This is a genomic window from Streptomyces sp. ADMS, assembly GCF_033441795.1.
Lineage (GTDB): Bacteria > Actinomycetota > Actinomycetes > Streptomycetales > Streptomycetaceae > Streptomyces.
Genome location: NZ_JAVFVX010000011.1, coordinates 53,735 through 67,380, shown reverse-complemented (window position 1 = coordinate 67,380; position 13,646 = coordinate 53,735). Strand labels below are relative to the sequence as shown.

Sequence of the window (13,646 nt, the reverse complement as noted above, 5' to 3'; positions counted from 1 at the left end):
AGTTCACTGAAGGAAGTGATTCCGGCGCCCCGCAGCGTCGTCGCGGGTTCCGGCGAGGTGCGGCTGACGGCGCACTCCCAGTTCTACGCGGGCACCGGGCTGGAGGGCGTCGGTCACTGGCTGCGCAACGTCCTCTGGCAGGCCACCGGTCTGCCACTGCGCGAGGGGCGGGAACTCGACGACACCGACGGCGACGGCATCGGGCTCGTGCTCGACCCCGAACTGGGCCCCGAGGAGTACCGCCTCGTCAGCGACGGGAACGGCGTCCTCATCGAGGGCGGCAGCGCGGCCGGTGTCTTCTGGGGTGCCCAGACACTGCGGCAACTACTCGGCCCCGACGCCTGCCGAAAGGCCCCGCTCGGCCCCGGCCGCACCTGGGCCGTGCCACACGTCACCATCGAGGACACCCCCCGCTTCCGCTGGCGCGGCCTCATGCTCGACGTGGCCCGGCACTTCATGCCCAAGGACGGCGTTCTGCGCTACCTGGACCTGATGGCGGCGCACAAACTCAACGTCTTCCACTTCCATCTGACGGACGACCAGGGCTGGCGCGTCGAGATCAAGCGGTACCCGAGGCTGACCGAGGTCGGCTCCTGGCGGGCCCGTACGAAATCCGGCCACCGTGCCTCACCGCTGTGGGAGGAGAAGCCGCACGGGGGCTTCTACACTCAGGACGACATCCGCGAGATCGTCGCCTACGCCGCCGAGCGGCATATCAGCGTGGTCCCCGAAATCGACGTACCGGGGCACTCGCAGGCCGCCATCGCCGCGTATCCGGAACTCGGCAACACCGACGTCATCGACACGGCCTCCCTCTCCGTCTGGGACAACTGGGGGGTCAGCCACAACGTACTCGCCCCCACTGACAACACCCTGCGCTTCTACGAGGGCGTCTTCGAGGAGGTCCTCGGTCTGTTCCCGGCGGGCGCGGGGGAGTTCGCGCCGTTCGTGCACATCGGCGGCGACGAGTGCGCGAAGGAGCAGTGGCGGGACTCGCCCACCGCGCAGGCCCGCATCGAGGAACTCGGGGTCGGCGACGAGGACGGGCTCCAGTCCTGGTTCGTACGGCACTTCGACACCTGGTTCGCCGATCGCGGGCGCCGGCTCATCGGCTGGGACGAGATCCTGGAGGGCGGCCTCGCACCGGGCGCCGCCGTCTCCTCCTGGCGCGGATACGCGGGCGGCATCACGGCCGCGCGCGCGGGCCACGACGTCGTCATGTGCCCCGAGCAGCAGGTGTACCTGGACCACCGTCAGCACGACGGCACCGGCGAACCCGTCCCCATCGGGTACGTCCGCACTCTTGAGGATGTCTTCCGGTTCGAGCCGGTTCCACCGGAGTTGGGCCCCGAGGAGGCTGGGCACGTCCTCGGCACCCAGGCCAACCTGTGGACCGAGGTGATGGAGGACTCCGGGCGCGTGGACTACCAGGCCTTCCCGCGTCTGGCCGCGTTCGCCGAGGTCGCCTGGAGCGCCCTGCCCGCGCCCGCCGAACGGGACTTCGCCGACTTCGAGCGCCGGATGACCTCCCACTACGCGCGACTTGACGCCCTCGGTGTCGGCTATCGGCCGCCCGCGGGGCCGCGTCCGTGGCAGCAACGCCCCGGCGTCCTCGGACGCCCGATCGAGGGAGCGCCCCCGAAAGTGTGAGGCGGCCCGGGAAGCGGCGTGTCCCCGCGCGCGTGCCCCGAAACTCTGTCGCCACAGGGCCCTCACGACGTCCTCACGAGGAGAAACGCGCACAACAGTCAACGAAGAGTGTCAATCGGAATCGATCGGCGATGCCGTGCGAAAACGGACCATCCCGCTGGTGAGAGGGGCGAATGCCTCCTAGCGGACCCCTGCGTTCGGGTCTCGCGAGAATGTGCCAGAGTTGCCACGTCCGCCCTGTCAGCACGTACCGTACGGCAACACAGGTGGGACCAGGTGGGACCAGGTGGGGCAGCGGGAAGGGGCAGCCGGTTTGACCACGCACACACCGCAGGCGGCGCAGGCCGTGACGCTGCCCGCCTCGCTGGACGAGGCCGTCGCGGCGCTCGCCGCCATGCCCGCCGCCGTTCCCGTGGCGGGCGGCACCGACCTCATGGTCACCGTCAACTCCGGGCAGCTCAGGCCCGCCGCGCTCGTCGGCCTCGGCCGGATCAGCGAGATCCGCGGCTGGCAGTACCAGGACGGCCACGCCCTGCTCGGCGCCGGCCTCACCCACGCGCGGATGGGCCGCCCCGACTTCGCCGCCCTGATCCCGGCCCTGGCCGCCTCCGCGCGTGCCGCGGGTCCGCCGCAGATCCGCAACGCGGGCACCCTCGGCGGCAACATCGCCACGGCCGCCCCCACAGGGGACGCCCTGCCCGTGCTGGCCGCTCTGGAGGCGACGCTCATCATCGCGGGCCCCGGTGGTGCCCGGCGTGAGATCCCGGTGTCGCACCTGCTGGCCGGTGTGGAGATGCTGCGCGCGGGTGAACTCATCGGCTTCGTGCGCGTGCCCCTGCTGCACGCCCCCCAGGTGTTCCTGAAGGCCACCGGACGGACCGGCCCCGGGCGCGCCCTCGCGTCCGTCGCACTCGTCCTCGACCCCGCCCGGCGCGGAGTCAGGTGCGCCGTCGGCGCCATAGCGCCGATGCCGCTGCGCCCCCTGGACGCCGAGCAGTGGGTCGCCCGGCTTATCGACTGGGACAACAGCCGCACGATCGTCCCGGAAGCACTGGGCGCCTTCGGGGAGTACGTCGCCGCGGCCTGCATCCCCGATCCGGCCCCGGCCGAGGACGGTTCCGTACCACCGCTTCCGCCCGCTGTACTGCACCTGCGGCGCACCGTCGCCGCGCTGGCCCGACGAGCACTGGGGAGGGCACTTTCGTGACCGACGACCAGTACAGCGACGACCAGTACGGGGACCGGCACGGGGGGCTGGAAGGGCAACGCGAGGGGGACGCGCCCCGTGGCGGGGGCCGCTGGGACCCGCTGCCCCAGGGCGACTACGACGACGGTGCCACCGCCTTCGTGAAGCTCCCCGAAGGGGGCATCGACGCCTTCCTGGCCTCGGTGGACAGTCCGCTGGCCGCGCCCGGCCACGGGTACGTGCCCCCGCAGATAGCGGCAGCACCGGGCACGGGGGCCGAGGACGGTTCCCCGAGCGCCCCGGACGCGCCGGGCGCCTGGGGGGCGCCGCCCGCGCCCCCCGGGGGCGCCCACTGGCCGGACCCGAACGCCGTGCCCCAGGAGGCCCAGCGCCAGGACGGGTTCACCTACGAGCAGGGCTCCACGGGGCAGTGGAACTTCGACCAGGCGCCCGGCGCACCGGAGGCCGCGGGTCCCGGAGCCCCGGGTCGCGAGGTGACCGGCGAGTGGCGGATCCCCGTCGCCGGCGGTGATCTTCCGGACGAATCGGGTGAGTTCAGCACTTCGGCGCTGGTCGAGCAGTGGGGCGGCACGCCGCCCGCCACGCTCCCCGGCGGCGCGCCCGCGCCCTGGGCGACGGAGGGCGCGGGACAGCCCTGGGCCTCCGGCCCCGGGCCGGAGCGGGAGTCCGGGCCCGATCGGACGATGGGCGCGGGGACGCGGTACGCGCCCGAAACCGGACACGAAACGGGCGGCGCCGGTCGCACACCCGACCGGACCGGTCACCAGGCCGACCCGTCCGGTCACGCCGTCGCCGAAGCCGGTCAGACGGTCGCCGACGAGGATCACGGCCCCGCCGACGTCCTGCAGGGCCCCACCGAAACCGGTCACACGGTCGCCGACGAGGATCACGGCCCCGCCGACGTCCTGCACGAACCCGCCGAAGGCCCTGGCGGCCCCGCAGAGGCCGCCGCGGACCCCGACCCGATCTCCGGGCCGGAAACCTCGGCGGAGGCCGCTGGGGAGCCCGTGGCGGGCGAGTCGGACGCGACCGCCGAAGCCGGTGCCACGGCGACCGACGCGGAGCCCGACGCGGCCGACCCGGCCGACGACGCCCCCGGACTGCCCGGCGAGGAACACCCCCTCGCCTCGTACGTGCTGCGCGTCAACGGCTCCGACCGGCCCGTCACCGACGCCTGGGTCGGCGAGTCGCTGCTCTACGTCCTGCGTGAGCGCCTCGGTCTCGCCGGCGCCAAGGACGGCTGCTCCCAGGGCGAGTGCGGGGCCTGCAACGTGCAGGTGGACGGACGGCTCGTCGCCTCCTGCCTGGTGCCCGCGGTCACCGCCGCCGGCAGCGAGGTGCGCACCGTGGAGGGCCTCGCCACCGAGGGGCAGCCCTCGGACGTGCAGCGGGCGCTCGCCAAGTGCGGTGCCGTGCAGTGCGGTTTCTGCGTCCCCGGGATGGCGATGACCGTGCACGACCTCCTGGAGGGCAACCCCGCCCCGACCGATCTGGAGACGCGCCAGGCCCTGTGCGGCAACCTGTGCCGCTGCTCCGGCTACCGGGGCGTCCTGGAGGCGGTCCGCGAGGTCGTCGCCGAACGCGAGGCGCACGCCGCCGACGACGCGGAGGACGGCGAGGCACGCATCCCGCACCAGGCCGGACCGGGCGGGGGTGGGGTCAACCCCTCCGCGTTCGACGCCCCGGGCTTCGAGCCCGCCCGGAACCACGACTCGCACGCGTATGACCAGACTCACGGCCAGGACGGAGGCCAGAGGTGAGCAACGAAGCCGCCACCGCGACCACGGCCGCGCAGGCCGCCCCCGACGCGGAGGCGCTCCCGCACGGCCTCGGAGTGTCGCTGCCGGCCGCCGACGCGCGTGCGAAGACGGAGGGCACGTTCCCGTACGCGGCCGACCTGTGGGCCGAGGGCCTGCTGTGGGCCGCCGTACTGCGCTCCCCGCACCCGCACGCGCGCATCGTCTCCATCGACACCACCCACGCGCGCGAGATGCCCGGCGTCCGGGCCGTCGTGACGCACGAGGACGTGCCCGGGGTCGAACTCCACGGACGTGGCAGAGCCGACCGCCCGATGTTCGCCTCCGACGTCGTACGCCACCACGGCGAGCCCATCGCCGCCGTCGCCGCCGACCACCCGGACACCGCGCGCATGGCGGCGGCGGCCGTCATCGTCGAGTACGAGGTACTCGACCCGGTGACCGACCCCGAGCAGGCCTTCGAGGCCGAACCGCTGCACCCCGACGGCAACCTGATCCGGCACATCCCGCTGCGCCACGGAGACCCGGACGCGGCCGGCGAGATCGTCGTGGAGGGCCTCTACCGGATCGGCCGCCAGGACCCGGCCCCCATCGGCGCGGAGGCGGGCCTCGCGGTACCGCGTCCCGACGGCGGCGTGGAGCTGTACCTCGCCTCGACGGACCCGCACGCGGACCGTGACGCGGCCGCCGCCTGCTACGGCCTGGAGCCGGAGCGGGTGAAGGTGGTCGTCACGGGAGTCCCGGGCGCCACCGCCGACCGCGAGGACCAGGGCTTCCAGCTCCCGCTCGGCCTGCTGGCGCTGAAAACGGGCTGCCCGGTGAAACTGACGGCGACCCGCGAGGAGTCCTTCCTGGGCCACGTCCACAGACACCCCACCCTCCTGCGCTACCGCCACCACGCGGACACCGACGGCAAGCTGGTGAAGGTCGAGGCACAGATCCTGCTCGACGCGGGCGCGTACGCGGACACCTCAGGGGAGGCCCTCGCGGCGGCCGTCTCCTTCGCCTGCGGCCCGTACGTCGTCCCCAACGCCTTCATCGAGGGCTGGGCGGTGCGCACAAACAACCCCCCCTCGGGCCATGTGCGCGGCGAGGGCGCGATGCAGGTCTGCGCGGCCTACGAGGCCCAGATGGACAAGCTGGCGAAGAAGCTGGGCGTCGACCCGGCGGAGCTGCGCCTGCGCAACGCGATGGCCACGGGAGACGTCCTCCCGACCGGCCAGTCCGTCACCTGCCCGGCCCCGGTCGCCGAACTCCTCCAGGCGGTAAGGGACTTCCCGCTCCCGGCGCTCCCCAAGGACACCCCCGAGGACGAGTGGCTGCTCCCGGGCGGTCCCGAGGGCGCGGGCGAACCCGGTGCCGTCCGCCGCGGCGTCGGCTACGGCCTGGGCATGGTCCACATGCTCGGCGCCGAGGGCGCGGACGAGGTCTCGACGGCCACCGTCAAGGTCCACGACGGCGTCGCCACGGTCCTGTGCGCGGCCGTGGAAACCGGCCAGGGCTTCACCACCCTGGCCCGCCAGATCGTCCAGGAGACGCTGGGTATCGACGAGGTCCGCGTGGCCCCCGTCGACACCGACCAGCCCCCGGCCGGTCCGGGCGCCCGGGGCCGCCACACCTGGGTGTCGGGCGGCGCGGTGGAACGGGCGGCGAAGATGGTCCGCACCCAGCTCCTCCAGCCCCTCGCACACAAGTTCGGCATGTCCACGGAGCTGCTCCAGATCACCGACGGCAAGATCACTTCCTACGACGGTGTCCTGTCGACCACGGTGACTGAGGCGCTGGACGGCAAGGAACTCTGGGCCACGGCCCAGTGCCGCCCCCACCCCACGGAGCCGCTCGACGAGGCCGGCCAGGGCGACGCCTTCGTGGGCCTCGCCTTCTGCGCGATCCGCGCGGTGGTGGACGTCGACATCGAGCTGGGCTCGGTACGGGTGGTGGAAGTGGCGCTCGCCCAGGACGTCGGCCGGGTCCTCAACCCGGCGCAACTGGCGGCCCGCATCGAGGCGGGCGTCACCCAGGGTGTGGGCATCGCGCTCACGGAGAACCTGCGTTCCGCACGCGGGCTGATCCGCCACCCCGACCTCACGGGCTACGCACTTCCGACCGCCCTGGACGCCCCGGACATCCACATCGTCAAGCTGGTCGAGGAACGGGACGTGGTCGCCCCCTTCGGCGCGAAGGCGGCGAGCGCGGTACCGGTGGTGACGTCCCCGGCGGCCATCGCGTCGGCGGTACGGGCGGCGACGGGCCGCCCGGTGAACCGTCTCCCGATCCGCCCGCAGGCGGCGGTGGTGGTGACAGCGCCATGACGACTCCGGCTCCGGAGGAGCAGCGCTGCGAACCCGGGCCGACGCCCGGCAAGGTGCTGGCGTGGGTGCTGCTGTTCGTGGTGGCGGCGGTCGTGGTTGTCATGGGTGGCGTGTACTTCGGCTGAGGGCGTTTTTTCTGGCTCCGCCGCAGGTCAGGGGTCGTTGTCAGTGGTGCCGCGTAGTGTTCTGGGCAGTGGGAGGGCCTGCCGGGCAGCGGACGTTCTCGGCGTCGCGCCCGGAGGACCGTGAACAACCATGCGCGGGGGAAACCATGAGCACGACGATCACTCTGACCAGGGACGAGTCGCTGACGCGCGTGGGACTGCCGGCCGGCAGGGGCCAGGTGAGGTTCGGCGCACTGCGTTCCGGGGCCGTGCGGACCGGGGCCCTGCGGACGGTGGCGGACTCGACGGGGGAGACGTGCACGACGTACTCCCCGCGCAACCGCCCCGCCCCGATGGACCGGCGCGCGCCGGCCTCCGCGCTGGAGGTGCTGCTGCGGTTCGCGGCGGTGACGGAGGAGATGGCAGCCGCGCGAGGCCAACTGGCCTTCTCCGCAGGCAGGTTCGGCTCGACGACCGTGGCGGAGACCTCCCGGCACCTGCTGACGGTGTTCGCGCGGGGCGCGGGCGGTGATGTGCTCCCGTACTGGAAGATGGCCGCCCTGATCCGCCCCCTGGCCAGGCTCGCCGCCCCCGGCGCGGAGTCGGGCCTGGTCCTGGACCTGCCCGCCCGGTTCCTTGAGCAGGAGTTCGGCCACACCAAGGTGGCCCGCTTCGAGGACGTCGACTTCCCGGCCCCGCTCACCCACGAACCGACCCGCCGCTTCCTGAGCGGCACGGGACTCCCGGAGGACTGCTTCCTCTTTCCCCCGGACACGGAGATACCGCTGCCGACACTCGGGGAGTACTGCGCGGACGAGCAGTCGACAGCCGAACTCCCTCAGGAGGCAGGCGACTTGATCCGGCTGGGCCGACTGGCCGAGGGCAACAGCCTGGTGCTGGACGGCAGAACGGGAGCGATCCTCATCTGGAACGAGCCCAAGGCCACCCTGCGCCGACTGAACACGGACATCTCGGCCCTCGCCTTCACCCTGTGGCTGCTGCACCGAGTGAAGACGATCGACTTCGAGGACGAGGCGGGCAGGGTGCTCTGAACGCCGGGTGCTCGCGGGATCGAACCCACGTCTGACGTCAGCTGGTTGTCCTCACGGGCGTACTGCTGCGCCGAGACGGAAACTGAGACGGAGACGATCGATAGGGCGGAACCCCCGATGGGGGGCCGCCCTATCGTTTTGCCTGGTCAAGACGTTGAGGCCGTGGCGGGAATCGAACCCGCGTCATTCGCTTTGCAGGCGAATCCCTGAACCACTCGGGTACACGGCCGGGTTGGGAGCGGAGTGTGGGGGCGGTTTCTGTGGCCGTTCCCTTGTCCGTTCCGAACTTCGTGACTTGACCGTAGGGGCGGGGAGCGTGGGCGAACAAGGGAACCGGGCGCGCTGCAATGGGACTGCCACACGCCGTTCACGAATCGGGGGTCCTGTGCCGGTGGGCGTACGACCAAGGTCCCGGGTCTGCCCCTACCTCGGACAGGGGTCAAGATCGGTGACGACTCTTACGCTGGCCCTCATGACCACCCTGGAACCGGGCGACACGGGCGTCGCCGCCGACGCGGACACCTCTTTCGCTGGCGTACCCGGTGAGGGGGTGCTGGGGCGTTCCTATCGGGCGCTCAGTGTCGGGATCGTGTCCGTCGTGCTGCTGATCGCCTTTGAGGCGACTGCCGTGGGAACGGCCATGCCCGTTGCGGCGCGGGAGCTGGACGGGGTGTCGTTGTACGCGTTCGCGTTCTCCGGGTACTTCACGACCAGTCTCTTCGGGATGGTGCTTGCCGGGCAGTGGTCGGACCGCAGGGGGCCGCTGGGGGCGCTGACCACGGGCATCGCCGCCTTTGCCGCCGGGTTGCTGTTGTCCGGGACCGCCGGGGTCATGTGGCTGTTCATCGCCGGGCGGGCCGTGCAGGGGCTGGGGGGCGGGCTGGTGATCGTCTCCCTGTACGTCGTGGTCGGGCGGGCCTATCCGGAGCGGTTGCGGGCCTCCATCATGGCCGCGTTCGCCGCCAGTTGGGTGGTGCCCTCCGTGGTCGGGCCCCTTGCCGCGGGTGCCGTCACCGAGCAGCTCGGCTGGCGGTGGGTGTTCGTCGGGATTCCGGCGCTCGTCGTCTTTCCGCTCGCCCTCGCGCTGCCTCAGATACGGCGGCTGGCCTCCGGGGCCGTGAAGGAGGGGGAGCGGGGTGCGGAGGAGGGGAGACGTCGTATTCGGCTTGCCCTGGGGATTTCCCTCGGGGCAGGGCTGCTTCAGTACGCGGCCCAGGATCTGAGGTGGTTCTCGCTCCTTCCCGGGCTCCTCGGCATCTCGCTGCTCGTGCCCGCCGCGTTCGGGCTGCTTCCCCGGGGGACGTATCGGGCCGAGCGCGGACTGCCGTCCGTCGTCCTGTTGCGCGGGGTCGCCGCGGGGTCGTTCATCGCCGCCGAGTCATTCATCCCGCTGATGCTCGTCACGCAGCGGGGGCTGTCACCGACGATGGCCGGGTTCTCGCTCGCGGCGGGGGGCGTTACGTGGGCGCTGGGGTCGTTCGTGCAGGCGCGGGCTCGGATGGAGCCGTACCGGGAGCGGCTGATGACGTTCGGGATGGTGGTGGTCGCCGCCTCGATCGCCGGGGCGCCCGCCGTGCTGATCGACTCCGTGCCGGTGTGGACTCTTGCCGTCGTGTGGGCGTTCGGGTGCTTCGGGATGGGGCTGGTCATCGCCAGTACCAGTGTGCTGCTGCTTCACCTCTCTGCCCCCGAGGAGGCCGGTACCAACTCCGCCGCCCTGCAGATCTCCGACGGGCTCTCCAATGTGCTGTTGCTGGCCGGCGGGGGTGCGGCCTTCGCCGCGCTGGGCGGGGGGACGGTGGCTCATGCCTCCGCCGCGTCGGGCGGCGATTCTCATCCGGCCGCCTTCGCCGCCGTGTTCCTGCCGATGGCGGGGGTGGCGTTGGTGGGGGCTTGGGTGACGACGCGGGTGCGGGCCGCCCCCTCCCGAGTGGTACCAACCTGACCCCATCAAGTGGTACCGTTTTAGTATGGCTATGAACCTGCGTCTTCGCGACGACCAGACGGAAGCTCTGAAGCTGCGTGCCGAGGAGGAGGGCACGAGTATGCACGCCATATTGCTGAAGGCTGTGGACGACTACCTCTCCAGGACCGCTCACGAGGCGCTGGTCCGTAAGGCAGCCAAGGAGCAGACCGTCAAGTGGGCCGAACTGCTGGAGCGGCTCAAGTGACGCGCATCTATCTGTCGGCCGAGGACGTTCTGGACATCGCAGGACTCGCTGTCGATGATCAGCAAGTTGTCGTCCGCGACGCCGGTCTGCTGGAGTCGGCCGTGCATCGCCCCTCGGCTTCGATGTTCGGGCAGGAGGCGTACTCCGACCTGTTCGACAAGGCGGCGGCCCTCCTGCAGTCGCTCGCTGTCAACCACCCCTTCGTTGACGGCAACAAGCGCACCGCGTGGACGTCCTGCGTCGTCTTCCTGGCGCTGAACGACGTCCAGCTGCGGCCGGACATCGATGTCGCCGAACGTCTGGTGATCGCGGTGGCCTCCGGCAGCGTGGACGAGGTGAAGGCCATCTCCGAGGTACTGCGAGACCTGGCCGAGCCGTCGATGTGAGCTGAGTCCCATCCCCGGGTCACCCCGCGTCGTACGCACGTTGACAGCCCCGGGCCGCCGGTAGGGTGGCCCGGTTGTCATACGTAGCCTCAGTCGTCGCTGTGGCTTCAGCCGTGTCAGAGCCGCCCGACCCAGCACCCCCGGAGACCGTGACTACCACCGCCGCCAGTGCCTCCACGACTGCCGCCCCGAACCATCACCTCTCGCCCGCCTTCCCCGGCCGTGCCCCCTGGGGCACCGCCAGCAAGCTGCGCGCCTGGCAGCAGAAGGCGATGGAGAAGTACCTGCAGGAGCAGCCGCGTGACTTTCTCGCCGTCGCCACTCCCGGCGCCGGCAAGACGACGTTCGCGCTGACGCTCGCCTCCTGGCTGCTGCACCACCATGTCGTGCAGCAGGTGACCGTGGTCGCGCCCACCGAGCATCTGAAGAAGCAGTGGGCCGATGCGGCGGCGCGGATAGGGATCAAGCTCGATCCCGAGTACAGCGCCGGGCCGCTCAGCAAGGAGTACCACGGCGTCGCCGTCACGTATGCCGGGATTGGCGTGCGGCCCATGCTGCATCGCAATCGCGTCGAGCAGCGCAAGACTCTCGTCATCCTCGACGAGATCCATCACGCTGGTGACTCCAAGTCCTGGGGCGAGGCCTGTCTTGAGGCCTTCGAGCCCGCCACCCGGCGGCTCGCGCTCACCGGTACGCCCTTCCGCTCCGACACCAATCCCATCCCCTTCGTCACGTACGAGGAGGGGAACGACGGGATTCGGCGGTCCTCCGCCGACTACACCTACGGGTACGGGAACGCGCTCGCCGACCATGTCGTGCGGCCCGTCATCTTCCTGTCCTACAGCGGGCAGATGCGGTGGCGCACCAAGGCCGGTGATGAGATCGCCGCTCGGCTCGGGGAGCCGATGACGAAGGACGCGATCTCGCAGGCCTGGCGTACCGCCCTCGATCCGCGTGGCGAGTGGATGCCCAGCGTGCTGCGGGCCGCCGACAAGCGGCTCACCGAGGTACGGAAGGGCATCCCGGACGCCGGCGCGCTCGTCATCGCCTCCGACCAGGAGTCCGCCCGCGCCTACGCCAAGCTGATCCGCGACATCACGGGCACCAGGGCGACCGTCGTCCTCTCCGACGACACCGGCGCCTCCGACCGCATCGACGAGTTCGCGCACAACGAATCCCGCTGGATGGTCGCCGTCCGCATGGTGTCCGAGGGTGTTGACGTGCCTCGGCTGGCGGTCGGGGTGTACGCCACGACCATTTCCACCCCCCTCTTCTTCGCCCAGGCCGTCGGACGCTTCGTGCGCTCCCGGCGGCGCGGCGAGACCGCCTCCGTGTTCCTGCCGACCGTCCCCGACCTCCTCACCTTCGCCAACGAGATGGAGGTCGAGCGCGACCACGCCCTCGACAAGCCCAAGAAGGAGGGCGAGGAGGACCCGTACGCCGAGTCCGAGAAGGAGATGGACGAGGCGAACCGGGAGGAGGACGAGGACACCGGGGAGCAGGAGCAGTTCTCCTTCGAGGCGCTGGAGTCCGAGGCCGTCTTCGACCGGGTGCTGTACGACGGTGCCGAGTTCGGCATGCAGGCGCACCCGGGGAGTGCCGAGGAGCAGGACTACCTCGGGATTCCGGGCCTCCTCGAACCCGATCAGGTGCAGTTGCTGCTGCAGAAGCGGCAGGCCCGGCAGATCGCGCACAGCCGCAAGAAGCCCGACGACGAGGCCGACCTTCTCGAACTGCCCGCCGAGCGGCGTCCCGTGGTCTCCCACAAGGAGATGCTGGAGCTGAGGAAGCAGCTCAACACCATGGTCGGCGCGTACGTCCATCAGACCGGCAAGCCGCACGGGGTGATCCATACCGAGCTGCGGCGCGCCTGCGGCGGGCCCCCGAGCGCGGAGGCCACCGCGGGACAGTTGCGACAGCGCATCGCCAAGGTGCAGGAGTGGGCAACCCGGATGCGGTGACGGCCTCACCACTGCCCGGCGCGTCCGGTGAGGGGGCGTGGGTGGTCGTGCACACGCTGGGCATATCGGGAGGAAGCGCAGTAGTCCGTACCGCGGAGTGCCCGGATTCTGGACGGAGCCTTCCGCTGAGCGAACCGCCTTCGCTAATGTCCCCGCAACGTACACGCCCCGTGGCAGCGCCGCCGCGGAGCGCAGTCGTGAAGCGACCGTGTCCGGGAGAGCCCGGGCCGCGCCGATCGGCCGCCTCTGACGCGCGTCGCCCACGGGACCGGTGACGCATCCGCCGCCAGGGGCTGCCGACCTCACCACGTGAAGGAGTGGGCGTCGTGACCGCGGAGACCTCCCAGACGCTCGACCGGGGACTGCGCGTCCTCAAGCTGCTCGCCGACACCGACCACGGGCTGACCGTAACCGAACTGTCGACCCGGCTCGGCGTGAACCGGACCGTCGTGTACCGCCTGCTGGCCACCCTGGAACAGCACGCGCTCGTACGGCGTGATCTGGGCGGCCGGGCACGCGTCGGGCTCGGGGTGCTGCGTCTCGGACGCCAGGTGCATCCCCTCGTACGGGAGGCCGCGCTGCCCGCGCTCAGGTCGCTGGCCGAGGACATAGGCGCCACCGCCCACCTGACCCTGGTCGACGGGACGGAGGCGCTCGCCGTGGCCGTCGTCGAGCCGACCTGGACCGACTACCACGTGGCCTACCGGGCCGGTTTCCGTCACCCCCTGGAGCGCGGCGCGGCCGGCAAGGCCATTCTCTCCGCCCGGCAGCAGCCCCCCATCGATCCCGGATACACCCTCACGCACGGGGAACTGGAGGCGGGCGCGAGCGGGGCCGCGGCTCCGCTGATCGGCGTGACGGGGGTCGAGGGGAGCGTCGGGGTCGTGATGCTCGCCGACACGGTGCCCGAGCGGGTGGGGCCGCGGGTCATGGACGCCGCCCGGGAAGTGTCCGAGGCGCTGCGCTGAGCGGCAGGCGACTGCCGGGCCTACTGTGAACGAGGGGGAGGGCGGTGACCCTTGGCCGGAAGTGGCCCCCACGCGGGA

At 71.7% G+C, this 13,646-nt stretch carries 11 protein-coding genes and 1 tRNA gene; 11 read left to right on the top strand and 1 reads right to left on the bottom strand.

Annotated elements, in window-relative coordinates:
• Window positions 1-6 precede the first annotated feature (6 nt).
• The 6 genes from RB628_RS07670 to RB628_RS07645 all read left to right on the top strand — a co-directional run bounded on the left by RB628_RS07670 (window position 7) and on the right by RB628_RS07645 (window position 8,082).
• Window positions 7-1,650 (top strand): beta-N-acetylhexosaminidase, encoded by a 1,644-nt coding sequence (locus RB628_RS07670; protein WP_318319576.1) that lies wholly within the window; start codon window positions 7-9, stop codon window positions 1,648-1,650.
• 313 nt (window positions 1,651-1,963) lie between these two features.
• On the top strand, window positions 1,964-2,857 hold the full coding sequence (locus RB628_RS07665) for an FAD binding domain-containing protein (protein WP_318319533.1): 894 nt from the start codon (window positions 1,964-1,966) through the stop codon (window positions 2,855-2,857).
• The gene (locus RB628_RS07660; RefSeq protein ID WP_412180609.1) at window positions 2,854-4,617 is read left to right on the top strand and encodes a 2Fe-2S iron-sulfur cluster-binding protein; all 1,764 of its coding nucleotides are present in this window, start codon (window positions 2,854-2,856) and stop codon (window positions 4,615-4,617) included. Before RB628_RS07665 ends, RB628_RS07660 begins: the two co-directional genes overlap by 4 nt.
• The gene (locus RB628_RS07655; protein WP_318319532.1) at window positions 4,614-6,926 is read left to right on the top strand and encodes a xanthine dehydrogenase family protein molybdopterin-binding subunit; all 2,313 of its coding nucleotides are present in this window, start codon (window positions 4,614-4,616) and stop codon (window positions 6,924-6,926) included. Before RB628_RS07660 ends, RB628_RS07655 begins: the two co-directional genes overlap by 4 nt.
• Entirely contained in the window at window positions 6,923-7,051 is a 129-nt protein-coding gene (locus tag RB628_RS07650; protein ID WP_318319531.1) for a hypothetical protein, read from the top strand. The genes RB628_RS07655 and RB628_RS07650 overlap by 4 nt, the downstream gene beginning before the upstream one ends.
• Before the next feature lie 146 nt (window positions 7,052-7,197).
• Window positions 7,198-8,082, top strand: coding sequence for an SUKH-4 family immunity protein (locus RB628_RS07645; RefSeq protein ID WP_318319530.1), 885 nt, complete (start codon window positions 7,198-7,200; stop codon window positions 8,080-8,082).
• A 157-nt stretch (window positions 8,083-8,239) separates the two neighbouring features.
• On the opposite strand, the gene RB628_RS07640 is transcribed toward RB628_RS07645, so the two are convergent.
• Window positions 8,240-8,311 (bottom strand) — tRNA-Cys (locus tag RB628_RS07640).
• Window positions 8,312-8,554: 243 nt separating this feature from the next.
• Here RB628_RS07640 and RB628_RS07635 point away from each other — a divergent pair.
• From RB628_RS07635 to RB628_RS07615, 5 genes are all read left to right on the top strand, one after another.
• Window positions 8,555-10,027 carry an MFS transporter gene (locus RB628_RS07635; protein ID WP_318319529.1) on the top strand — a complete coding sequence of 491 codons (1,473 nt, stop codon included), beginning with the start codon at window positions 8,555-8,557 and terminating at the stop codon, window positions 10,025-10,027.
• Between the two features lie 25 nt (window positions 10,028-10,052).
• Entirely contained in the window at window positions 10,053-10,253 is a 201-nt protein-coding gene (locus RB628_RS07630) for a CopG family transcriptional regulator (RefSeq protein WP_053741608.1), read from the top strand.
• On the top strand, window positions 10,250-10,639 hold the full coding sequence (locus tag RB628_RS07625) for a type II toxin-antitoxin system death-on-curing family toxin (RefSeq protein WP_318319528.1): 390 nt from the start codon (window positions 10,250-10,252) through the stop codon (window positions 10,637-10,639). Before RB628_RS07630 ends, RB628_RS07625 begins: the two co-directional genes overlap by 4 nt.
• Window positions 10,640-10,788: 149 nt before the next feature.
• The gene (locus RB628_RS07620) at window positions 10,789-12,600 is read left to right on the top strand and encodes a DEAD/DEAH box helicase (protein ID WP_318319527.1); all 1,812 of its coding nucleotides are present in this window, start codon (window positions 10,789-10,791) and stop codon (window positions 12,598-12,600) included.
• Between the two features lie 326 nt (window positions 12,601-12,926).
• Entirely contained in the window at window positions 12,927-13,568 is a 642-nt protein-coding gene (locus RB628_RS07615; protein WP_318319526.1) for an IclR family transcriptional regulator, read from the top strand.
• Window positions 13,569-13,646 lie beyond the last annotated feature (78 nt).

Bases quoted from the DNA above. Each gene is read 5' to 3' on its own strand.
- RB628_RS07630 (WP_053741608.1), top strand. From the start codon at position 10,053: ATGGCTATGAACCTGCGTCTTCGCGACGACCAGACGGAAGCTCTGAAG.
- RB628_RS07635 (WP_318319529.1), top strand. From the start codon at position 8,555: ATGACCACCCTGGAACCGGGCGACACGGGCGTCGCCGCCGACGCGGAC.
- RB628_RS07645 (WP_318319530.1), top strand. From the start codon at position 7,198: ATGAGCACGACGATCACTCTGACCAGGGACGAGTCGCTGACGCGCGTG.
- RB628_RS07650 (WP_318319531.1), top strand. From the start codon at position 6,923: ATGACGACTCCGGCTCCGGAGGAGCAGCGCTGCGAACCCGGGCCGACG.